Raw genomic sequence first — 20371 nt, 5'->3', positions numbered from 1 at the left:
CGCCGCCGCTGTCGTCGGCGTCTTCGCGCCCGTCAACGCCGCCGCCCACGCCGCCGGTCCGGGTGCGCTCCGTGCCGGCCGGGCACGACTACGTCCGCCACGCCATCTCGCCCGCGGCCGACGTCTCGGTGCTCGCGGACCCCGTGTTGGATCCGGCCGAGCCCGCCCGCTGGTGGCCGCACCCGGCGCTCGAGGCCGCCGACCGTCCCGAGGTCCTCGACGGGGCCGACGTCGTGCATGTGCACTTCGGTTACGAGCACCGCTCCCCCGGGCAGATCGCGGAGTTCGTGGCGGCGTTGCGGTCGAGGGGCCTGCCGCTGGTGGTCACCGTGCATGACCTGACCAACCCGCACGAGCCCGACCCCGCCGCCCATCTCGAGCGCACCGGCCACCTCGTGCGGGGCGCCGCCGCGGTGATCACGCTGACCCGCGGCGCCGCCGCGGAGATCCGCGAACGGTGGGGCGCCCGCGCGCAGGTCCTCCCGCATCCCCGGCTCATGGCCGCGGAGGTCACCGAGCCGTACCGGCTCGCGCGGCTCGATCGCTCCGGAGGCAGACGCATGGTCGGTGTGGTGCTGGGCTCGCTGCGCGCGGGAGTCGCCGGCGAGGAACTCCTGGCCCCGCTGGTCACCGCGCTGTCCGAGGGTGCCCACCTGACGGTGATGGTTCGCGCGGACGCCCTGGCCGCCGCGCGCGATCCGGAGCATCCCCGCCACGCGGCCGCGACCGCGCTCGACCGGCTCGACGCCCATCCGGACGTCGAGGTCCGTGCCCACGACCACCTGGCCGACGACGAACTGTGCGCGGCCCTGGCCGGATTCGACGCGCTCGTCCTGCCCCACCGCCACGGCACCCATTCCGGCTGGCTGGAGCTGTGCCGCGATCTGGGGCTGCCGCCGGTCATCCCGCGGATCGGGTACCTGGCCGAGCAGTGGGACCCCGGCGTGCTCGGATCGGGGTCGACCAGATCGGGGTCGGCCGGATCGGGCACGGCCGTCTACGGCCCGGGCCACCCCACCGCCGACGACCTGCGCCGGGCGCTGATGGCCGCCCTCGACGGCCCGCCGGTCCCGGCGCGCGCTCCCGCGTCCGAGGACGCCGCGGTCGCCGCCGCCCACGCCCGGATCTACCGACACGTGCTCTCCGCTGCGGCCGAGAGGTAGTGCAGCGGGGCGGACCCGGTCGGGTCGTCAGGCCTCCTGGCGACGGACCATCTCGCCGATCCACTCCGGCGCGTACGGCGAGGTGCAGTTCGGCGGCGTCGGGTAGTCACGCAGCACACCCAGGCGCTCGCCGATCTCCAGTGCGCGCGCCCGCAGATCCGGATGCTGGATCCCGATCTGGGCCAGGCACGTGTTCATCTCCCACTGCAGCCGTTCGTGGGCGCCGGCCATCTCGGCCTCGATCACGTCCAGCAGCGCGGGCAGGTCCAGCCCCTCGGGCTTCTTGACCACCCGGTCGGCGGTGAGCGCCCAGCCGGCGGAGGCGACCACCGGGTCGGCGTCGTCCACCCACGCCACGCGCAGGTCCTCGGCGTGCGGGCCCTTCATCACGACGTAGCCGACCAGCCAGTCGTGGACCTTCCGGGTGCGGGCCTCGCGCAGCATCGTGTCCAGCTCGGTGGCCGAGAACTCCTTGGGCCGGCAGACGAGCAACGCGAGCAGCCTCGCCGCCGAGTCGCCCGTGTCCCACAACTCCAGCGCCAGCGGATGGTTCTTCTTCACCCGCTTGGCGACCGCCCGGAGCGAGGTGAGGTTGACCGCGTGGTCGTCGCCGTGCCGCTCGTTGACCTCCAGGATCCGTGCGTCCTCGAGTTCCGCGAGTTCGGCCATCACCTCGTCGCGGGTCGGCGTTGTCGTCGTCGTCATCATCGTCTCCTCGTCCGCGCCTCCCGGCGGCGCCGTGCGCACCTATACTCGCCGGGTGCGCCTGTGGAGCATCGATCCCGTCCTGCTCGACCGCGCCGCGCTGGTCGCCGGGTGGCGCGAGGGGCTCCTGGCCCAGAAGGTACTCCGCGGGCTGACCAAGGGCTATCGCAGTCATCCGCAGCTCAAACGCTTCCGCATGCTCCCCGACCCGGTCGCGGGGGTCGCCACCTGGCTGCACGGGCTGGCCGACGCCGCCGAGGTGCGCGGCTACCGCTTCGACCGCACGCGCGTCGTCCTGCCGCCCGGGGCGGAGCGCCTGCCGCTCACCGACGGGCAGCTCGCGCTGGAGTGGGCGCACCTGCGGGCCAAGGTGGCCGAGCGCGACCCCGCGTGGTTGGACCGCCTCGTCGCACCGCGCCCGCACCCGATGTTCGACATGGTCCCGGGGCCGGTGGCCGCCTGGGAACGCGCACCCCTACCGGAGGCCTGACATGCCGAGACCGTCCGCCCGCGTGCCCTTGCCCGTGCTCGTCGCCCCCGCCGCGGTCTCCACGGCGCTGGCGTTGTGGCCGATCCGCCGACCGTTCGTCGCCGCGACCGCCGGCTGGGTGTGGAGCCTGCCCGCGCAGGAACTCCCGCTGCACGTCGGGGCGCTGGTCGGGGCCGCGACCGCGTCTGCGCTGGCCGGTCGGGGCGGTCGGGCCGCGCGTCCCTCCGATCGCGTGGGGGCCGGCATCGCTACGCTGACCTGGGCGGGTCTGGGTCTCGTACTGTCGCGGCACCTCGCCGCGGCCGCCGCCCTCGACCGCGCGCTGGCCGAGGGACTGGGCGACGGGCTGGGCGACGGGCCGGGCGAGGGGCTGGGCGAGGGGGAGACGACGACGAGCCCGTCGGCCCTCCACCGCACGCCGTGGCCGAGAGTGCTGTTCCGCCCGTGGCCGCTGCGGCCGCGCGGGGTGCGGGCCCGCCGGGGCATGGTCTACGGACCGGATCCGAAGACCAACCGCTTCGATCTCTACACCCGTACCGGCTCGTCGCGGGCCGGCGGTGGCAACGCCAGCGGCGGCAGCAGCGACATCAGCGGCAGTGGCGCCGGCGACGTCCGCGGTGTGCTCGTCCACATCCACGGTGGGCACTTCCGGGCGGGCGGCCCGAGCCGGGAGTCGCGGGCGATGCTGTTCGACCACGCCGCGCGCGGGTGGGCGGCGATCAGCACCACCTACCACCTCTCGCCGACCCCGGAATCGGGGTTCCCGCAGCACCTGGTCGACGTCAAGCGGCTCCTGCGGTGGATCCGCACCGAGGGCCCGACGCACGGGATCAGGGCCGACGCGCCGATCGTGGTGGCGGGCAGTTCGGCCGGGGCACACCTCGCGATGATGACCGCCCTGACCGGGGGAGATCCCCGCTTCCAGCCGGGATTCGAGGACGCCGACACCACGGTCGCCGGCGCGATCGGGTTGTACGGCTACTACGGTCGCCTGGGCCTCGAGACCCGGGACGTCTCCGACCCCGTGCGCCACGCGGCCTCCGGCGCCCCGCCGGTGGCGATCATCCACGGCACCCACGACACCTACACGCCGGTGAAGGGGTCACGCCGACTCGTACGGCACCTGCGCGCCGGATCGCCGAACCCCGTGGTCCACGCCGAACTGCCCGGAGCCCAACACGGGTTCGACGCGGTGCGCTCGCCGCGCTACCTGGCGGTCGTCGAGGCGGTCTCGAGATTCACCGACCGACTCGCCTGATGTGGGCAGCAAGCACGCCTTGGCGGGCGTAGTGTCGCCCTCAGCCGACGGAACCCCATCACCGAGGAGCCCCGATGCCACTGTCCGGCGAGTACGAGCCCAGCCCGAGCGAGTGGGTCCGGACGCAGGTCGAGACGTACGAGAAGACCGACGGCGCGGAGGGCGGCGACCTCGCCGGCATCCCCGTGGTCATCGTGACCACCGTCGGCCGGAAGTCCGGAAAGCTGCGCAAGACCCCGCTGATGCGCGTCGAGCACGAGGGGTCGTACGCGGCCGTCGCCTCCCAGGGCGGCGCCCAGACCCACCCGGTCTGGTACTGGAACATGAAGGCCGACCCGCACGTGGAGGTCCGCGACAGGGACCGGGTCGGCGACTACACGGCCCGCGAGCTCAGCGGCCCCGAGCGAGACCGGTGGTGGGACCGGTCCGTCGCCGTCTACCCTGATTATCGCGACTACCAGCAGAACACCGACCGGATCATCCCTGTGTTCGTATTGGAGCCGCGCGATTAGGATCAGCGCGGGGCTCTCCGGGGCGGCGCCCCCCGCGGGACACGGGGAGGGCGCCGGATGAGCCGAATCGCTCTCGTCCTCGGATGCGGGGGCACGATCGGCGGGGCCTGGATGATCGCCGCCCTCCACGCGCTCACCGAGCAGACGGGATTCGACCCCCGGGAGGCGGACGTCCTCCTGGGGACCTCGGCGGGTGCCGAGCTGGTGACCATGCTCGCCGGCGGCATCGGGGTCGACGAACTGGTCGATATGCAGCGCGGGCAGGCCTGCGACATGCGGCTCCGCGAACACATCGCCTCGACCCCGCCCGGGCGGCCGCCGCTACCCCGGCTCCCGCTGCTCAACCCCGGTCTGCTCCGCACACGGTCCGGGCTGGGCGCCCTCACCGGTATCGCCCCCACCGGTCGCGGCGACGCCGGCTGGTTGCAGCGGCTGGCCGAGGGCTTCGAGGTCGGCGCATGGCTCCCCCACACCGGTGCCCGGATCGTCGCCTACGACGTCCTCGCCGGGGAGCGCGTCCTGTTCGGCGCCCCGGGTTCGCCGATGGCCACCGTCGGCGAGGCGTTGCGGGCCTCCTGGGCGACCCCCGGGTGGATGCCACCGGTGCCCGTCGGTGACCGGATCTTCGTCGACGGCGGCATGGGCTCCACCGCGTCCGTGGACCTGGTCGGGCCGGAGGAGGCCGACCTCGTGTTCGTCCTCGCCCCGATGGCCTCGGCGCCCGGCGTCCGCGTCCCCGGCCGGGGCGGCGGGATCGAGTACCGGCTGATCCGCCGCGCGATGTCCACCCAGCTGCACGACGAGGTCGCGAGCGTCCGCGCCCGGGGTACGACCGTCGTCCCGATCCTGCCCACCGCCGTCGACCTCGCCGGCCTGGGCGCCCACTTCATGAGTGCCTCCCGACGGGAGGCGGCGTTCGAGTCGTCCATGGTGACCGCGCCGGAGACGGTCCGCGACGCGCTGGCGGACAACGCGGTCGACGTGTGAGTCCGGGTCGAATGCGCGAGCGGCGCGAACCGCGCGTGGTGATCGTCGGGGCCGGGGTCGCCGGCATCACCGCCCTGCACGTCTTCCGCGAGCGCGGCTTCGCCGACGTCACCGTGCTGGAGAAGGGCTCCGACGTCGGCGGGGTCTGGTACTGGAACCGCTACCCGGGCCTGACATGCGACGTGCCGTCCCAGCTCTACCAGTTCCGGTTCGCGCCGAAGCCCGACTGGTCGCGCGTGTGGGCCGACGGCGCCGAGATCCAGCGCTACCACCGCCGGGTCGTCGACGACCTCGGCCTGGCCGGGCACATCCGGACCGACACCCCGCCACGGAACTCCGCCAGTCCGGGGACGTACTACCGCGCCATCCAGCGCAGCGACGCCGAGCTCGTCACCGACGCCATCGCGCAGGTCACCCCGGGACGGGATCCGCACCGCCGACGGCACCGAGCGGCCCGCCGACGTGATCGTGCTAGCGACCGGCTTCCGCGCGCACGACTACATGCGTCCCATGGAGGTCGTCGGACGCGACGGCCGCACCCTCGAGCGCGAGTGGGCCGACGGCCCGCGCGCCTATCAGATGACCGCCGTCCCGGGCTTCCCCAATGCGTTCACCGTGCTGGGCCCCAACTCGGCTCTTCCCAGATGAGGGTGTAGGTCGGCCGGGCGCGTCGGTCCGCAGATAGACGTCGAGATCTCCCGACGATGGAGGTTCCTACGCCATCCATCCGAAAGACCTCGACGTGTCCGACGCTACCCCGCCGGCCGGCTTCGGCCGGCCTGACCTGACCGCCTTCGCGTCTTATCCCAATCGACTCTGATCGGGCCTGCTGATCCTCTCGACGAGAACGCAGCGACATCACAGCCACCCAACCCCGACCGTCCGGGAAGCCGGGACACGTCACATGGCCTGTGCTGCGGGCGTGTCGAGTGGGTCGTCCAGGGGCGACGCAGGAGCGTCGACGCGACGTGCTGAGAGGTGGTTCCAGTCGAGCTCTAGCACACCGGCTACAGGCATGGCGATAGGTCAGGAACGGCGTCGCTCCCTACGCAGGAGGGAGCGCAGAGTCTCGGCGTTCGCGTAGCCGACCCGTAGCGCGATCTCGGCGGAGGTGAGGTCCGTGGTTGCGGAGAGGTGCCGAGCTCGTTCGATGCGAAGCCGTTGGACGAAGCCGAGCGGAGTGAGGTTGAGCGCCGCACGGACTCGTCGTTCGAGGGTGCGCCGGCTGGTGCCGAGCGACTGCGCGACGAAGGCGACGTTCAACGGTTCGTCCAGGCGGGCGCGCACGAAGCGTTCGAACTCGACCACGATCGGGTCCTCGTGCCGGAGATGATCGTAGGCGACGAAGGCCGCCTGCGACGGGCGCTCGTCGATGATGAGGAGCTTGGCGACATGTTGGGCCAGGTCGGGGCTGATCGATCGCACGAGTGAGAGCGCGAGGTCGATGTGGGCGAACGCGGCGCCGGCGGTGACGAGGTTCCCGTCGACCACGACCATGGTGTCGAGATCGAGGGCGACGGTCGGATAGCGCTTCAGGAACTCCGGCCCCAGGAACCAGCTGGTCGTCGCCCGCCGATGATGCATCCGTCCGGTCTCGGCGACAGCGAACACGCCGGTGCACGCCGCGGCGATCCGGGTGGTCGCCTCGTCGAGGCGCCCGAGCGAGGCGATGACCGAACGAGCATCTCGGCTCTGGAGGGCGTCGTTGGTAGCGGCGGCCGTAAGGGTTCCAAGCGCAGGGACGACGACCACGTCGAACTCTCCGGACTCCGACAGCGGGTGGTCCACCGACAGGGTCATCGATGCCGTCGTGGTCACTCGCCGTTTCGGTCCGAGGATGGCGAGTGTGATCGGGTCGATCCGCGGGTCGACATCGCCGCGGGCTCCGTCGGCCACCCGCACGATGTCGATGATCGACGCGACAGCCGAACCGAAGCAGCCGTCGATCGCGATCAGTCCGATACGCATGGCGTAAACAATAGCAATGCTGCCGTATACGCCACTTCCCACCGGCCCTCGCTCGTCATACGCTGAACTCGTCCCACGAAGAACCCCGATTTCAAGGAGAGTCCCTCATGTCCACACCCGCATCACTTCCGTATGCCTTCGTCGCCAAGATCGTCGCGGCCGATGGACAGCACGACGCGCTCGCCGATCTGCTCGCCGGCGCTGTCGCACTCGCCAACGAAGAAGCAGGAACGATTGTCTGGTTCGCGGTCAGGACCCACGCCGACACCTTCTGGATCTTCGATGCATTCCCCGACGAGTCCGCTCGCGACGCCCACGCCAACGGCGCCATCGTCGCAGCCCTGACGGACAACCAGCACCTCCTTGGCGCAGCACCCGAGATCCTGGCGGCCGACGTCCTCGCGTCCAAGCTCCCGTAGTCCGCCAACGCACGAGACGATCGCGCCCCGCCGAGCCGTCGCCAGGTTGCGACGCAACGCCATGCTGCGTTTCCGAGCGGTGCGAGGCCTATCGGCACACGGACAGGATGCAGGCCACGAGCGCTCAGCCGGCGAGGGGTCCGTCGCAGAGAAGAGCGACGTCGGTGTCGGGCAGAGCCGTGAGGCCAGCGCATCGCACGACCACCAGAACCGAACCGCCCCTGCCCTGCGTTTCCACAGGTCAGGGGCTGTTCGCCGGAGCCGCCTGTCGGAATCGAACCGACGACCTAATCACGTCGGCTTTGCGTCTATCGCTTGATGCGCCCCACTGGGCGAACGAGCCGCTGACCTGCGCAAACGCCGAGCGTGGGGGACGCCGCCATCCGGTGGTGACCGACGACGACCGACCAGTACCGACCGTTTCACCGGAGCTTGCGGCGGCGTCGAAGCCGAGCAAGCTCCATTCCTTTAGCTCACCGCGCCCTCATCCTCGCCGGTCCCGTCGTCGTCGAAGACGTTTCAGGGGTCTTCTCAGATGACGGTGTAGGTCGGCCGGGCGCGTCAGTCCGCAGATAGACGTCGGGGTCTCCCGACGACTACCGACCGTGCTGGAAGTTGTAGTGCGCCGCTACCGCTGTGCCGACTGCGGACACGTGTGGCGCCAAGACACCAGCGCCGCGGCGGAGCCACGCGCGAAGCTCTCGTGCACCGGGCTGCGGTGGGCGCTGGAAGGGATCGTGGTCGCACACCTCACCGTCGCCCGTGTCGCCGAGGGACTCGGGGTCGCGTGGGACACCGCCAACAACGCGGTCCTGGCTGAAGGCAAGCGGCTGCTGATCAACGACCCCACGCGGTTTGAGGGCGTGAAGGTCATTGGCGTCGATGAGCACGTCTGGCGCCACACCAGGCGTGGCGACAAGTACGTCACCGTGATCATCGACCTCACCCCGGTCCGCGATGGCGCCGGCCCAGCAAGGCTGCTGGACATGGTCGAGGGCCGGTCGAAGGCGGCGTTCAAGACCTGGCTCGCCGACCGCGACGACGCCTTCCGTGACGCGGTCGAGGTGGTCGCGATGGACGGCTTCACCGGGTTCAAGACCGCCGCTGCAGAGGAGATCCCGGACGCGGTCACGGTGATGGATCCCTTCCACGTCGTGCGCCTGGCCGGTGACGCCCTCGACAGGTGCCGGCGCCGGGTCCAACTCGCGATCCACGGGCACCGTGGGTTCAGGGACGACCCGCTCTACAAGTCGCGGCGCACGCTGCACACCGGCGCGGACCTGCTGACCGACAAGCAGAACGACAGGCTACGCGCGCTGTTCGTTGATGACGCTCACGTCGAGGTCGAGGCGGCCTGGGGTGTCTACCAGCGCATGATCGCCGCCTATCGCCACGAGGACCGGCAACGTGGCCGCGAGCCCATGGAGAAGCTGATCACCGACCTCAGCGCCGGCGTCCCCAAGGTGCTCACCGAGCTCACCACCCTGGGCCGGACCCTGAAGAAGCGAGCCGCTGACGTGCTCGCCTACTTCGAACGACCCGGCACCAGCAACGGGCCGACCGAGGCGCTCAACGGACGGCTCGAACACCTGCGCGGCTCCGCACTCGGGTTCCGCAACCTGACCAACTACATCGCCCGAAGCCTGCTCGAGACCGGCGGCTTCAGACCCCAACTCCTACACCCCCGATTGGGATGAGCCCCCAACTCCCCCACCGGCTCGATCTCACTGCAGCACACCGCCGAGCTCACCGCCCGGTACATCGCCCACTGGATCGAACTCCTCCGCGAGGGCGCGATCCGGTCGGTGGAGGTGACCGAGGAGGCGACCGCCGAGTTCAACGACGACGTCGCCGGGGCGATGGGGCCGACGGTCTGGAACACCGGCTGCCACTCCTGGTACTTCCACGACGGCGGCACGATCGACCTGTTCCCCTTCGACCGGGCTCGACTGGCCGAGCTCATGAGGGAACCGGACCACTCGCACTTCCGGGTGGGCTGAGTGCCCGGTGCCGCTGGGTGCGCCGGGCTGGCGCGCCCGGGCTAGCTAGCGGGCCGCCCGCCGGTTGACCGGCCGGGTCCCGTCGCCCAGGTCCGGTCGGGGGAGGCGCCGGCCCGGGTCGGCCAGACCGACGACGTGGCCGTCCGCCGACAACCGCGTCATCGCCTCGAGCAGCATCCGGCGCGCGCTCGTGTTGACCGAGGACACGCGGCTGAGGTCCAGGGTCACCTCGCTCGGCCCCTCGGGGATCTCGGCGAGACGCCGCAGGACCTGCTCGGCGCTGGCGAACGTCATGGGGCCCTGCAGCCGGAAGGTGCGGCGCCCGGAGATCTCGTCGAACCGCACCGAACGGACGGCCTCCACGTCCGTGACGGTGGTGTTCATCAGGTGCAACTCGAGATCGTGGGACAGCCGCTCGAAGGTGCGCACACCCTCCACGCTGTGGCCGTGCTCGTCGAGTCGCGGGGAGAACACCCCGAGCCCGACCTGCCCGGGCAGGGCACCGAAGATCCCGCCCGACACCCCGCTCTTGGCGGGGATCCCCACGGTGGACATCCAGTCCCCGGCGGCGTCGTACATCCCGCAGGTGGCCATCACGGCGAGCACCTGCCGGGCGACCGGCGCCGAGACCACCCGCTCCTTGGTGACCGGGTTGATGCCGCCCGTCGCCAGCGTCACCGCCATCACCGCGAGGTCGCGCACAGTCACCCGATAGGCGCACTGCCGGGTGTAGCCGCGCACCACCTCATCTGGGTCGTTCGCGATGATCCCGCCTGCGCGCACAAGGTTGGCCATGGCCCGGTTGCGGAACGCCGTTCGCAGCTCGGAGTCGAGCACGGCGTCGTCCACTCCGAGCTCGCGGCCCGCGAAGGCGGACAACCCCTGCCTCACCGCCTCGTCACGGTCGTCCTGGGTCGCGTCGGGCTCGCTCACCAGCGTGTGCGTGGTGATGGCCCCGATGTTGATCATCGGATTGCGCGGCCGGCCCGTCTCTCGGTCCAGGGAGATCTGGTTGAACGCGTCCCCGGACGGCTCCACCTCGACCTTCTCCAGGACCGCCTCGATTCCCCGGTCCCGCAGCGCGAGCGCGTAGACGAACGGCTTGCTCATCGACTGGATGGTGAACTCGGCGTCCGCGTCCCCGGCGGTGTAGACGATGCCGTCCATCGTGCAGGCGGCCACCGCGAACCGGTCGGGGTCCACGGCCGCGAGTTCGGGGATGTAGTCGGCGAGCCGGCCGGCGTCACCGTTCGAGCAGGCGTCGCGGATCTCGAGCAGATAGTCAGGTACCGGCGTCTTCACGCCACCAGCGTGTCATGCCGGAGGGCCCGGGGCGGCGTGTGCACCGCCCCGGGCCCTCCGGCACCGCGAACCGGTCGCGGCCATGATCGTCGTCAGCGCTCGTGGTAAGTGGTCGTCAGTGGTCGTGCTCAGTGATCGTGGTGGTCGTCCGCCTTGGTCGGGTGGACGGTCCCGTGCTCGTGCTCCGGCGGACCGTACAGCGAGTACACCTTGAGGTCCTCCTCGCCGGTGTTGGTGACGTTGTGCCAGCTCCCGGCGGGCACGAGGATGACCCAGTCGTCGGAGACCTCGCGCACGAAGTCGAGCTGATCCTTCGCGGGGCCCATCTCGACCCGGCCCTTCCCTGCCTCGACGCGCAGGAACTGGTCGTGGTCGTCGTGGACCTCGAGACCGATGTCGTCCCCGGGCTTGATGCCCATGACGGTGAGCTGCATGTGCGATCCCGTCCACAGCGTGGTGCGGTAGTTGTCGTTGGCGAGGGTGGCGTCCTCGATGTCGACGACGAACGGGTTCGGACCCTGATCGGTGGGACTCATCGATGCTCCTGCTTCTTCGTAGACGGGTGTACGCGGTGGCCGGCGGCCAGCGTTCCGTCTCGAGTTTCGACGACTCCCGGGACGCTCGCAAGCAAGGGCATCCTCCCGAGGCGCGGCCCGGGGGACCTGTCCCCATCCCGTCACGGGGCCACAACGATCAGGCCACGGGGGTTCACGTACCCCCTGTGCAGTGCGGACACTGACGAGCAACCCCGACGAAAGGAAGCTTGATGAAGCGGACGATCGCAGTGACGGGAGCCCTCGGTCTCGCGGTGTTCATGGGAGCGTGCGGCACCGACGATGACGGTCGCACGACCACGGCCGACGAGACCACCACGGAGATGATGACGGAGGAGACCACCACCGACGAGACCACGACGGACCAGACCACCACCGAGGAGACCGGCGCTGCGGCCGAGGACGACATCGTCGACACGGCGAACGCCGCGGGCGACTTCACCACCCTCACCCAGGCCATCGAGGCCGCGGGCCTGACGGAGACCCTCAAGGGGCCCGGTCCGTTCACGGTCTTCGCCCCCACAGACGAGGCGTTTGACGCCCTGCCCGAGGGCACGCTGGACGAGCTGCTGGCCGACCCCACGGGCGACCTGGCGCAGATCCTGCAGTACCACGTGATCGAGGGTGAGGTCCCCGCGGCCGACGTCCTCGAGATGGACGGCCAGACGGTCGCGACCCTCCAGGGCGGGGAGCTCACGGTCGAGGTGGACGGCGAGAACGTCGCCCTCGTCGACGGCAACGGCACCCGCATCAACGTCGTCCAGACCGACGTGGACGCCACCAACGGCGTCATCCACGTCCTCGACGGAGTCCTGATGCCGCCCGCCTGACCCGCCGGTGACACTCGCTGCGCCCCGACCCGGCCCTTCCCCGACCGGCCGGGGCGCGGCTCATGTCAGCCGGTCGTGTCAGCTGCGCGCGCCAGCCGGTCGGGTCAGCGGGGCGTGTCGTACCTCGTGAGGTCACTGGTGGCCGGGCCCTCGATGAGCTCGCCACACGCCGAGAAGCGGGACCCGTGCCAGGGGCAGTCCCACGACCGCTCCACGTCGTTCCACGTCAGCGCCGCTCCCATGTGGGGGCACAGCAGGCCGACGCGGCAGGTCTCGCCGTCGTCGCCCGTCGCCTCCCCCATCGGTCGGATACTCGGCCGTGGCTTGCGCACCATCGCCTGCGCCGCGGTGGCCGCGAGCTGGACGGGCACGTCCGCGAACAGGGGCACGGCGTTCTTCGCGATGCCCGTGATGCTGGGCTTGCCGAACGACACCCGCGGGTCCACGCCCTCGAGCCGGTCCACCATGATCCCGGCCGCCGCCGGCGCGCCCGTGAGGCCCCACTTGCTGTAGCCGCCCGCGAAGTGCACGCGCCCCTTGCCCCACGGCAGGGGCCCGGACTTGGGCAGCATCGTCACCGGGTGGAAATCCTGCGCGGACCAGCCGTGGGTCATCGTCGCGCCGGGGAAGTACTTCTCCGCGTACTCCCGCAGCGAGTCGATTTTGGACGCGGTGCCCGTGGCGGTGCCGGTGCGGTGCCCGTTGCCGCCGACGAACAGCACCTCACCGCCGGGTGAGGGCACCGTCCGCAGCGAGCGGACCGGGCTCTCGACCGAGCCGTACATCCCCTCCGGCAGGCCACCGGGGTACTCGAACGCGCAGAGGTAGGACCGCTCGGGTTCCATCGTCGCCACGGTCGGGCCGCGGTCCAGGACCGGGGACGCGGTCGCCAGCACGACGTCGCGGGCGGTCATCGTGCCCGGATGCGCGGTGACCTCGACGAACGCGTCCTCCCCTGTCCCCTGCGCTGTGAGTCCGGTGACACGGGCGTGCTCCACGATCCGCACGCCGAGGGCCGTGGCCGCGCGGGCCAGCGCCGCGAGCGCCTCCACCGGGTCGATCTGCATCTGATCCGGCAGCTCCACGGCGGACCGGGCCGGGAACGGCACGTCCACCCGGTCGTACCAGCGGGCGGGCAGACCCAGGTCGACGAGGGTCTTCATCTCCTTGCGCAGGGTCGACGTGCCCATCCGTCCCTTGGAGAACGTCACCGCACGCCGACGCTGGGAGTCGACGCCGTGGGTCTCGCAGAACTCGGCCCACCAGTCGAGTCCGTACCGGTTGGCGTCGGCGTACGCGCGCGCCGTTTCCAACCCGTGCTTGGAGCGGATGCTCGACAGTCGGGTGCCCTGCAGGACCGAGACCTTGGCCGTGGTCGCGCCGCTGGCCCCCGCGCCCACCGTGTGCGCCTCCAGGACCACGACCGCCTTGCCGCGCGCGGCGGCCATCAGCGCCGTGATCAGGCCGGTGAACCCGGCCCCCGCGATCACCAGGTCGACGTGCTCGCCGTCCGGGAACTCGGCCGCCGGGGAATCGATCGTCGTGCGTCGCCAGAATGAAGTGCCCATCGTGCGCCTCCTGGAGGGTGCTCACCGCGGATGTCGCTGGCGCTCACTGTAAGACCGGTCACGTCCCCCCGCATCCGCTCCTCCGGCCGCCGGTCTCCCCACCGGCGGCCGGCCGGCTACTTCGCGGTGAACCCCGCGTCGACGGGCATCGTCACCCCGGTGACGTGGCGGCCGGACTCCTCCACCAGGTAGAGAACCGCCCGCGAGATGTCGATGGGCTCGAGCATCGGCACGGGCAGGGCGTTGCCCATCGTGTGGCCCTCGGGGTTGTTCGCGAACCACCTGGCCATCTCGTCGTGCGCCACCATCGCCGTCAGGACGCCGGCCGGGTGGATCGTGTTGATGCGGATGTTGTGCGGCGCGAGCCAGATCATGAAGCTGCGCATGAGCCCCACCACCCCGTGCTTGCTGGCGGTGTACCCCGTGACCGCGCCTGACCCGTCGCCTCCCCGCCCGGACAAGCCGTTGGTCGACGAGATGAGGACGATCGACCCGCCCTCGCCGCGCTCGATCATCAGAGGCGCGATCGCGTGGACCGTGTTCCACACCCCCACGAGGTTCACCATGATGGTGTCCACGAACGCCTGCTGGGCATCCGGCTCCTCGCCGCGCTGGGAGTTGATCCCCGCGTTGGCCACCACGATGTCCGGGACGCCGAACCGCTCCCGGCAGGCGTCGACCGCCGCCGCGACGTCCGCCGGCTCGCGCACGTCGCCCGTCACCGCGACGATCTCCCCGCCGACCGCCTCGACCTCGGCGACCGTCTGCTGCAGGTCGTCGGCGGTTGCCAGCCCGTAGGGGACGCTGTCGATGTCCTCGCAGATGTCCATCGCGAGGATCCGCGCCCCCCGCCGGGCGAGTTCCACGGCGTGACTGCGCCCCTGCCCCCTCGCCGCGCCGGTGATGAAGGCGACCTTGCCCGCCAGTGGCTGTTCCTGACCCATGTGTGTACCGCTTTCCGATGCGATGAGTTGACTACCGTCAGGATTCGAGCACCGGCCGGGCGTCCGCGGACGGAGATCATCCGGATCCGAGCCGCTCCAGTACCCGTCGGAGCTCCACCGCGAAGTCGGCCGCGTCGCGCGAGGAGAGCCGCGCATAGCTCAGCACCAGGCCGGACACCGAGTGCTGCGCAGCCTGCCCGCCGAGCGATCGCGTGCGCCACCCGGCCCGCTCGAGCGCGCGCATCACCTCGTCGTCGTCATATCCGGGCAGCGCCACGCACAGGTGCAGGCCCGCCTCCACGCCCGTGACCTCGAGGTCCGGGCGCTCCCGGCGCAGCGCCGCCACCAGCCGCGAACGGCGATCGCTGTACACGCGGGCCGCCCGCGCCAGGTGCCGGTCCATCGCGCCCGAGGTGATGAACGCGGCCAGCGCCTCCGCCGGCAGTGAGGACGGACCCCGGCGGTGGACCGCGAGCCAGCGCTCGACCTCGCGGCGCATCGCCGTCGGCGGCAGGCACCACGCCACGCGCAGGTCCGGGGCCACGGATTTGGAGGAGGTGCCCACGTAGGCGACGTGGTCGGTGGCCGCGGGGAGGCTGACCAGCGCGGGCAGCGGGGCGACGCCGTAGCGGAACTCGCCGTCGTAGTCGTCCTCGATCACGAGCGACCCCGTCCGCCGCGCCCACTCCACGAGCGCGACCCGGCGGTCCACACTCATGCGGTGGCCGAGCGGGAACTGGTGCGCGGGCGTGGTGAAGACGATCGCCGGCTCCGACCCCAGCCGCGCCGCGTCGAGGCCGCCGGGCTCCGCCGGATGAAACCGCACCTCCAGGCCCTGCTCGCGGGCCATGAGCACCGCACCGCGGTACCCGGGGTCCTCGGTGTGGAACCGCACGGTCCCGCCCCCGGCCCGCCCCTGCTGCCCGGCGACGAACGCCGCGCACAGGGCCGCGATCGCCGACCGCGAGCTGTCGAACAGCACGGGGTCGCCCGCGGCGATCCCCCGATGCCGGCGGAGGTGATCGGCCACCGCGACGCGCAACGCCGGGCTCGGTTCCTCCCACGGGTTCAGGCCCGCCAGACCCTGCGCCGCGGCGGCGCGCACCGCCGACCGCCAGGCACGATCGTCGATGAGGGAGGCGTCGGGGATCCCGGGACGGAGATCGCGCGGCGACCGGCCGCGGCGCGGTGCGGGTGGGACCGGCGCCGGGGGCGCGGGCGCGGGCGCGGGTGGCGCAGTGGTCGCCGCCGGAACCTCCGGTGACGAGGTGCGGGCGCCCTGCCGCATGAGTGGCGACGACGACGAGGTTCGGCTGACTCCGCGCGTCCGCGCCCCGGCCCGTGCAGCCTGACCGGCTCCGGCGACGACCCGGGTCCCCGACCCCTGGGTGGAGACGACGAAGCCGGCCGCCGACAGTTCATCGAACGCGCGAACCACGGTCCCGCGGGAGAGTCCGGTCTGCTCGGCGAGCGCGCGCGTGGAGGGCAGCCGGTCGCCGTCGGCCACGGATCCGCCGGCGACCAGGTCGATGATCGCGTCGGCCAGCTCCGCAGCCCCCGACACCTGCCCCACCACCAGGGATCCGGGGCGTGCGGTACGGGCCATGGGGTGAGCGTAGGCCACGACACCGCAAAGTGGTCTCACGCATCTGCGCAAAATGGACCTCCCGGGGGCGCCACTTTCGGGGTGGGATGGGTCCCATGACGACCTACCGCCAGTCCCGACGACTCCGCGACGTGCGCTACGACGTGCGTGGCCCGATCCTCACCGAGGCGATGCGCCTCAAGGCCGAGGGGCACGACATCCTGCGGCTCAACCTGGGCAACATGCACCCCTTCGGGCTCACCGCCCGGCCGGAGCTCGTCGACGCGGTGGCGGCGGGACTCGCCGCCGGGCAGGCCTACTCCGACTCCCGCGGCATCCCCACCGCCCGCGAGGCCGTGGCGGACTACTACCGCCGACACGGGATCGGTGGCGTCTCGACCGAGAACGTCTTCCTCGGCAACGGCGTGAGCGAACTCATCACGCTGGTCCTGCAGGCCATGGTCGACCCCGGCGACGAGATCCTGGTCCCCGCCCCCGACTACCCGACCTGGACGGGCGCCGTGAACCTCACCGGAGGCGTGCCCGTACACTACCTCGCCGACGAGACCGACGGCTGGAACCCGTCGCTGGAGGACATCGAATCCAGGGTCACCCCACGCACCACCGCCCTGGTGATGATCAACCCCAACAACCCCACGGGCGCGGTGTACAGCGAGGACACCGTCCGGGGGATGGCCGACATCGCGCGCCGCCACGGGCTCGTCCTGCTGTCCGACGAGATCTACGAGAAAGTCCTCTTCGGCGACGCCCGCCACCACCACGCCGCGTGGGCGGCCGGCGACGACGTACTGTGCCTGACCTTCGGCGGGCTGTCCAAGGCGTACAGGGTGTGCGGCTACCGGGCCGGCTGGGTGGTCGCGACCGGCCCGATCGCCGACGCCACCGACCTACTGGAGGGACTGACCCTGTTGTCCAACATGCGGGTCTGCCCCGGCGTCCCCGCGCAGCACGCGATCCCCGTCGCCCTGGCCGAGGACTCACCGTGGGGCCACGACGTGGTGGACCCGGACGGCCGACTCGAGCGGCAGCTGGCCCGGACCGCCGAGCGCCTCAACGCCATCCCCGGCGTGAGCTGCGTGGCGCCGCGGGGCGCGCTGTACTGCTTCCCGCGCCTCGACCGCGAGATGTTCGGCATCTCCAGCGACGAGCAGTTCGCCCTGGACCTCCTTCGCTCCGAGCACGTGCTGGTCACCCACGGCACCGGCTTCAACTGGCCCGAACCCGACCACTTCCGCATCGTGTGCCTGCCGGAGGCGCCGGTGCTCGACCGCGCGCTCGACGCGATCGCCCGGCACCTCGACCGCCTTCGGCTGGCCGCGGCCTGACCAGCCGCCACATCGACCCCGTCGACTCCATCGAAAAGACAGTTCCGCACACGTCGCGCGAGAGGCGGGTGTGCCGAACTGTCTTCTCGACGGGCGTGCGCGGGGGATTCCCGCCGTCGCTCAGTTCTGCAGCGCAGGCTTGATGTGGTTCCAACCGGGCGTGATGTAGTCGACGAACGTCTGCCACCCGTGGAGGCCCTCGTCGCCGTAGTCCACGCGATGCGCGATGCCGTGGCGGTCGAGTTCGCGGGAGAAGCTCCTGGCCCCCTCGATGACCCCCTTTTCCAGCACCAGGCCCTGCAGCATGTCGAAGTAGTCGTCGCCGTAGTTCCGGAGATCCCCTTCGGACACCGCCGTGCCCCCGGTCGCGAAGTACACCGCGGTGCCCTCGAGACCCTCCGGGTGGGAGATCGTGTCGTGGTACTTCCACAGATCGCTTCCGCGCGGGCCCCACATGTTGGCGGAATCGCCGCCGCGCCCATCCACCGAGCCACGGACCGACTGGTAGCCCAGCTCGTCGGTGGTCGAGTAGTAGCCGGAGAGCGCCATGACGCCGTCGTACAGCTCCGGGTAGGTGGCCGCCAGGTGCATTGCGGCCTGCGCACCCATCGACGCGCCGGCGATTCCGTTCTTGCCGTTGTGCTTCGTACCCCGGGTCGCCAGTTCCGCCTCGACGAGGTCGGGCAGCTCCTCGGTGAGGAACGTCTCCCACTTGTTGTAGCCGAAGACCTCGTCCTCGCTCTGCCAGTCGGACCAGTACGAGGAGGGGCCTCCCGTGGGTGTCACCAGGTGGACGTTCTCCTCGGCCATGCGCGCGGGCATGTTTCCGGCCCGCTTCCAGCCCGAGTTACCTTCGACCGAGTCGACCCCGTCGAGGAGATACAACACGGGCGCCGGACCCTCGTCCGTCACGCGGGACGGGAGCACCTCGAGCACGATCTCGCGCTGCATGGCGGCGGAGGTGACGAGCCAGTGCTCGTACTCTCCGTGCTGGGTGATGGCGCGGAGCTCGACCGAGTCGATCGAGTCGTCGCGCGGTCGCGGCGGGTTGGGAAGCTCCACGTATGACCCGGTGCCGCCGAGCGGGATGTTGGTGGAACCGGCCGACCCGAGCGACCCGAGTGTCGAGCCCAGCGGAAGGGAACCGGCCGCAGACCCGATCAGCTCCACCTCCTCGAGTCCCAGGGACGAGGTGTCGATATCGCCGCCGATCTGGGCGGAGGCGGGCGCGGCGAATCCCAGGGACAGGCTGGCCGCGAGAGCGGTGGCGGTGGTGCGGTGGCGGATGTTCATCGGGTGCCCTTCATTGCGAAGCTGATCAGACGATGCAGAAGCGGCCCTGCGCCCCGGTGAGGGAGGGCGCAGGACCGCTTCTCAGATGATGAATCAGGATCCGGACGAGCCCAGGGACCCGGCCGAGCCGGAGGAACCGGCTGAGCCGGATGCACCCGGGGTGCCCGTTCCGGGCTCGACGTCTCCGCCGTACAAGGCGGGCTTGATGTAGTCCCATCCGGACTCGAAGTTCTTGAGGAAGTTCGGCCAGTTGTGCAGGCCGGTGTCGGCGAAGTCCACCTTGTGCTCGATCCCGGCACGATCGAGTGCCTTCTCGAAGGCCTTCGAGTTCTCGTACACGCCCATCTCCAGCACCAACCCGATTATCAGGTCCTGGTAGTTGGCACCGTACTGCTTGACGTCATCGGGACCGATCTCGGCGTTGCCGGCCGAGAAGTACACAGCCTTGCCACGCAGGCCCTCCGGGTGCGAGATGGTGTCGTTCTCCGCCCACCGCGCGCTGCGGTGCGGGCCCCACATGTTCTCGACGTCTCCACCGCGAGTCTCAACGGAGAGCCGCACGGTCTGGTACCCCAGGGCGTCCATGGTCGAGTAGAAGCCACTGAAAGACATCACGGCGTCGTAGACATCGGTGTGTGTAGCTGCCAGGTGCATGGCCGCCTGAGCGCCCATGGAGATGCCGCCGACGCCTGCCTTGCCGTTCGTGTTGAGCCGCTCGTCGACGATCGCCGGCAGCTCCTCGGCGAGAAAGGTCTCCCACTTGTTGTTCCCCAGGCGCTGGTCGAACTCTTCCCAGTCGGTGTAGTACGAGGCGTAGGCACCCGCCGGGTTCACCACGTGAACGTTCTCGTCCTCCATCCGATCAGCGATGTACGCCTGATGAGCCCAGCCGGTGCTGCTGATCGGTGCCCCGACTCCGTCGAGCATGTACAGGACCGGGGCGTCACCCGTGCCGCGTGACGGGACGACCTCGACGGTGATCTCACGCTGCATGGCCTTCGAGGCGATGGTCCAGTATTCGTACGCCTGATCGTTTCCGGCCTCGTCGGCGCGGTAACGCTCGATGCCGCGGAACTCCGTCTCGGTGATCGAGGTGTCGACCGGCGTCGGCTTGCCGACAGGAGCCGAGGAGGCCTCGCCGAGCGGGACGTCGGCGGAACCGACCGACCCGAGGAGTCCGGCGGCCGAGCCGATCGGCACGGAGCCGACAGCGTCGATGATCGCCTCGAAGTCCTCCTGGCCGAGCGCCGACGGGTCGATGAGCGTCGAGGGGTCGATGCTGGCGGTCTGGGCGAAAGCGGGAGTGGCCGACCCGAGGGTCAGGGCGACGGCGAGTGCGCCGGCGGTCGCGGCCGCGGCGCGGCGGAGTCCGAAGGGCATTAAGCTCCATATGTTGTGAGTAGTGACTTACGGAGCTTAATCCGTTCTCAGCTGAAATCGTTACTCG

Annotated in this window: 18 protein-coding genes and 2 pseudogenes; 11 read left to right on the top strand and 9 right to left on the bottom strand. The window is 71.0% G+C overall.

Features of this window, described 5'->3' with window-relative positions:
* Window positions 1–71: 71 nt before the first annotated feature.
* On the top strand, window positions 72–1163 hold the full coding sequence (locus tag CK206_RS11875; protein WP_096907422.1) for a glycosyltransferase: 1092 nt from the start codon (window positions 72–74) through the stop codon (window positions 1161–1163).
* Between the two features lie 27 nt (window positions 1164–1190).
* Here CK206_RS11875 and CK206_RS11870 read toward each other — a convergent pair whose 3' ends face one another.
* On the bottom strand, window positions 1191–1868 hold the full coding sequence (locus CK206_RS11870) for a DNA alkylation repair protein (protein WP_096907421.1): 678 nt from the start codon (window positions 1866–1868) through the stop codon (window positions 1191–1193).
* Between the two features lie 55 nt (window positions 1869–1923).
* Here CK206_RS11870 and CK206_RS11865 point away from each other — a divergent pair, with 55 nt between their 5' ends.
* The 5 genes and pseudogenes from CK206_RS11865 to CK206_RS11845 form a co-directional block, all read left to right on the top strand.
* The gene (locus tag CK206_RS11865) at window positions 1924–2358 is read left to right on the top strand and encodes a pyrimidine dimer DNA glycosylase/endonuclease V (protein WP_096907420.1); all 435 of its coding nucleotides are present in this window, start codon (window positions 1924–1926) and stop codon (window positions 2356–2358) included.
* A gap of 1 nt (window position 2359) precedes the next feature.
* Window positions 2360–3616 carry an alpha/beta hydrolase gene (locus tag CK206_RS11860; protein ID WP_096906525.1) on the top strand — a complete coding sequence of 419 codons (1257 nt, stop codon included), beginning with the start codon at window positions 2360–2362 and terminating at the stop codon, window positions 3614–3616.
* Between the two features lie 74 nt (window positions 3617–3690).
* Window positions 3691–4128, top strand: a complete 438-nt coding sequence (locus CK206_RS11855) for a nitroreductase family deazaflavin-dependent oxidoreductase (protein WP_096906524.1) — start codon at window positions 3691–3693, stop codon at window positions 4126–4128.
* Window positions 4129–4185: 57 nt separating this feature from the next.
* On the top strand, window positions 4186–5115 hold the full coding sequence (locus CK206_RS11850; protein ID WP_069388601.1) for a patatin-like phospholipase family protein: 930 nt from the start codon (window positions 4186–4188) through the stop codon (window positions 5113–5115).
* An 11-nt stretch (window positions 5116–5126) separates the two neighbouring features.
* Window positions 5127–5748: pseudogene (locus CK206_RS11845) on the top strand (flavin-containing monooxygenase); the annotation flags it as partial.
* Between the two features lie 393 nt (window positions 5749–6141).
* Here the strand turns inward: CK206_RS11845 and CK206_RS11835 are convergent.
* Window positions 6142–7083 carry a GlxA family transcriptional regulator gene (locus CK206_RS11835; RefSeq protein ID WP_096906523.1) on the bottom strand — a complete coding sequence of 314 codons (942 nt, stop codon included), beginning with the start codon at window positions 7081–7083 and terminating at the stop codon, window positions 6142–6144.
* A gap of 107 nt (window positions 7084–7190) precedes the next feature.
* Between CK206_RS11835 and CK206_RS11830 the strand changes: the two genes are divergently transcribed.
* The 3 genes and pseudogenes from CK206_RS11830 (at window position 7191) to CK206_RS11820 (ending at window position 9502) form a co-directional block, all read left to right on the top strand.
* Window positions 7191–7502 carry a putative quinol monooxygenase gene (locus CK206_RS11830; protein ID WP_096906522.1) on the top strand — a complete coding sequence of 104 codons (312 nt, stop codon included), beginning with the start codon at window positions 7191–7193 and terminating at the stop codon, window positions 7500–7502.
* Between the two features lie 599 nt (window positions 7503–8101).
* A pseudogene (locus tag CK206_RS11825) lies at window positions 8102–9199 on the top strand (ISL3-like element ISPfr2 family transposase); the annotation flags it as partial.
* 108 nt (window positions 9200–9307) lie between these two features.
* On the top strand, window positions 9308–9502 hold the full coding sequence (locus tag CK206_RS11820) for a hypothetical protein (RefSeq protein ID WP_096906521.1): 195 nt from the start codon (window positions 9308–9310) through the stop codon (window positions 9500–9502).
* A 45-nt stretch (window positions 9503–9547) separates the two neighbouring features.
* Here CK206_RS11820 and CK206_RS11815 read toward each other — a convergent pair whose 3' ends face one another.
* On the bottom strand, window positions 9548–10804 hold the full coding sequence (locus CK206_RS11815; RefSeq protein ID WP_096906520.1) for a glutaminase: 1257 nt from the start codon (window positions 10802–10804) through the stop codon (window positions 9548–9550).
* 128 nt (window positions 10805–10932) lie between these two features.
* Window positions 10933–11340 carry a cupin domain-containing protein gene (locus tag CK206_RS11810; RefSeq protein ID WP_096906519.1) on the bottom strand — a complete coding sequence of 136 codons (408 nt, stop codon included), beginning with the start codon at window positions 11338–11340 and terminating at the stop codon, window positions 10933–10935.
* A 230-nt stretch (window positions 11341–11570) separates the two neighbouring features.
* On the opposite strand from CK206_RS11810, the gene CK206_RS11805 reads away from it, so the two are divergent.
* On the top strand, window positions 11571–12188 hold the full coding sequence (locus tag CK206_RS11805) for a fasciclin domain-containing protein (RefSeq protein ID WP_096906518.1): 618 nt from the start codon (window positions 11571–11573) through the stop codon (window positions 12186–12188).
* Between the two features lie 104 nt (window positions 12189–12292).
* Here CK206_RS11805 and CK206_RS11800 read toward each other — a convergent pair whose 3' ends face one another.
* The 3 genes from CK206_RS11800 to CK206_RS11790 all read right to left on the bottom strand — a co-directional run bounded on the left by CK206_RS11800 (window position 12293) and on the right by CK206_RS11790 (window position 16306).
* Window positions 12293–13756: an FAD-dependent oxidoreductase gene (locus CK206_RS11800; protein WP_096906517.1), complete on the bottom strand. Its 1464-nt coding sequence runs from the start codon at window positions 13754–13756 to the stop codon at window positions 12293–12295.
* Between the two features lie 116 nt (window positions 13757–13872).
* Complete coding sequence (locus CK206_RS11795) at window positions 13873–14700, bottom strand: mycofactocin-coupled SDR family oxidoreductase (RefSeq protein WP_096906516.1); 828 nt, start codon at window positions 14698–14700, stop codon at window positions 13873–13875.
* A gap of 76 nt (window positions 14701–14776) precedes the next feature.
* Complete coding sequence (locus CK206_RS11790; protein ID WP_096906515.1) at window positions 14777–16306, bottom strand: PLP-dependent aminotransferase family protein; 1530 nt, start codon at window positions 16304–16306, stop codon at window positions 14777–14779.
* Window positions 16307–16401: 95 nt separating this feature from the next.
* Here CK206_RS11790 and CK206_RS11785 point away from each other — a divergent pair, with 95 nt between their 5' ends.
* Window positions 16402–17631 (top strand): aminotransferase class I/II-fold pyridoxal phosphate-dependent enzyme, encoded by a 1230-nt coding sequence (locus tag CK206_RS11785; RefSeq protein ID WP_096907419.1) that lies wholly within the window; start codon window positions 16402–16404, stop codon window positions 17629–17631.
* A 120-nt stretch (window positions 17632–17751) separates the two neighbouring features.
* Here the strand turns inward: CK206_RS11785 and CK206_RS11780 are convergent, their stop codons facing one another.
* Both CK206_RS11780 and CK206_RS11775 read right to left on the bottom strand, forming a co-directional pair.
* Window positions 17752–18924 (bottom strand): alpha/beta hydrolase family protein, encoded by a 1173-nt coding sequence (locus CK206_RS11780; protein ID WP_096906514.1) that lies wholly within the window; start codon window positions 18922–18924, stop codon window positions 17752–17754.
* Between the two features lie 93 nt (window positions 18925–19017).
* Window positions 19018–20304, bottom strand: a complete 1287-nt coding sequence (locus CK206_RS11775; protein ID WP_096906513.1) for an alpha/beta hydrolase family protein — start codon at window positions 20302–20304, stop codon at window positions 19018–19020.
* Between the last annotated feature and the right edge of the window lie 67 nt (window positions 20305–20371).

Origin of the sequence: Dietzia sp. WMMA184 (assembly GCF_002441635.1) — a bacterium.
Taxonomy (GTDB): domain Bacteria; phylum Actinomycetota; class Actinomycetes; order Mycobacteriales; family Mycobacteriaceae; genus Dietzia; species Dietzia kunjamensis.
This window is presented reverse-complemented; position numbering and strand designations above follow the sequence as displayed.

Bases quoted from the DNA above. Each gene is read 5' to 3' on its own strand.
- CK206_RS11870 (WP_096907421.1), bottom strand. From the start codon at position 1,868: ATGACGACGACGACAACGCCGACCCGCGACGAGGTGATGGCCGAACTC.
- CK206_RS11860 (WP_096906525.1), top strand. From the start codon at position 2,360: ATGCCGAGACCGTCCGCCCGCGTGCCCTTGCCCGTGCTCGTCGCCCCC.
- CK206_RS11855 (WP_096906524.1), top strand. From the start codon at position 3,691: ATGCCACTGTCCGGCGAGTACGAGCCCAGCCCGAGCGAGTGGGTCCGG.
- CK206_RS11850 (WP_069388601.1), top strand. From the start codon at position 4,186: ATGAGCCGAATCGCTCTCGTCCTCGGATGCGGGGGCACGATCGGCGGG.
- CK206_RS11835 (WP_096906523.1), bottom strand. From the start codon at position 7,083: ATGCGTATCGGACTGATCGCGATCGACGGCTGCTTCGGTTCGGCTGTC.
- CK206_RS11830 (WP_096906522.1), top strand. From the start codon at position 7,191: ATGTCCACACCCGCATCACTTCCGTATGCCTTCGTCGCCAAGATCGTC.
- CK206_RS11810 (WP_096906519.1), bottom strand. From the start codon at position 11,340: ATGAGTCCCACCGATCAGGGTCCGAACCCGTTCGTCGTCGACATCGAG.
- CK206_RS11805 (WP_096906518.1), top strand. From the start codon at position 11,571: ATGAAGCGGACGATCGCAGTGACGGGAGCCCTCGGTCTCGCGGTGTTC.
- CK206_RS11800 (WP_096906517.1), bottom strand. From the start codon at position 13,756: ATGGGCACTTCATTCTGGCGACGCACGACGATCGATTCCCCGGCGGCC.
- CK206_RS11795 (WP_096906516.1), bottom strand. From the start codon at position 14,700: ATGGGTCAGGAACAGCCACTGGCGGGCAAGGTCGCCTTCATCACCGGC.
- CK206_RS11790 (WP_096906515.1), bottom strand. From the start codon at position 16,306: ATGGCCCGTACCGCACGCCCCGGATCCCTGGTGGTGGGGCAGGTGTCG.
- CK206_RS11785 (WP_096907419.1), top strand. From the start codon at position 16,402: ATGACGACCTACCGCCAGTCCCGACGACTCCGCGACGTGCGCTACGAC.
- CK206_RS11780 (WP_096906514.1), bottom strand. From the start codon at position 18,924: ATGAACATCCGCCACCGCACCACCGCCACCGCTCTCGCGGCCAGCCTG.
- CK206_RS11775 (WP_096906513.1), bottom strand. From the start codon at position 20,304: ATGCCCTTCGGACTCCGCCGCGCCGCGGCCGCGACCGCCGGCGCACTC.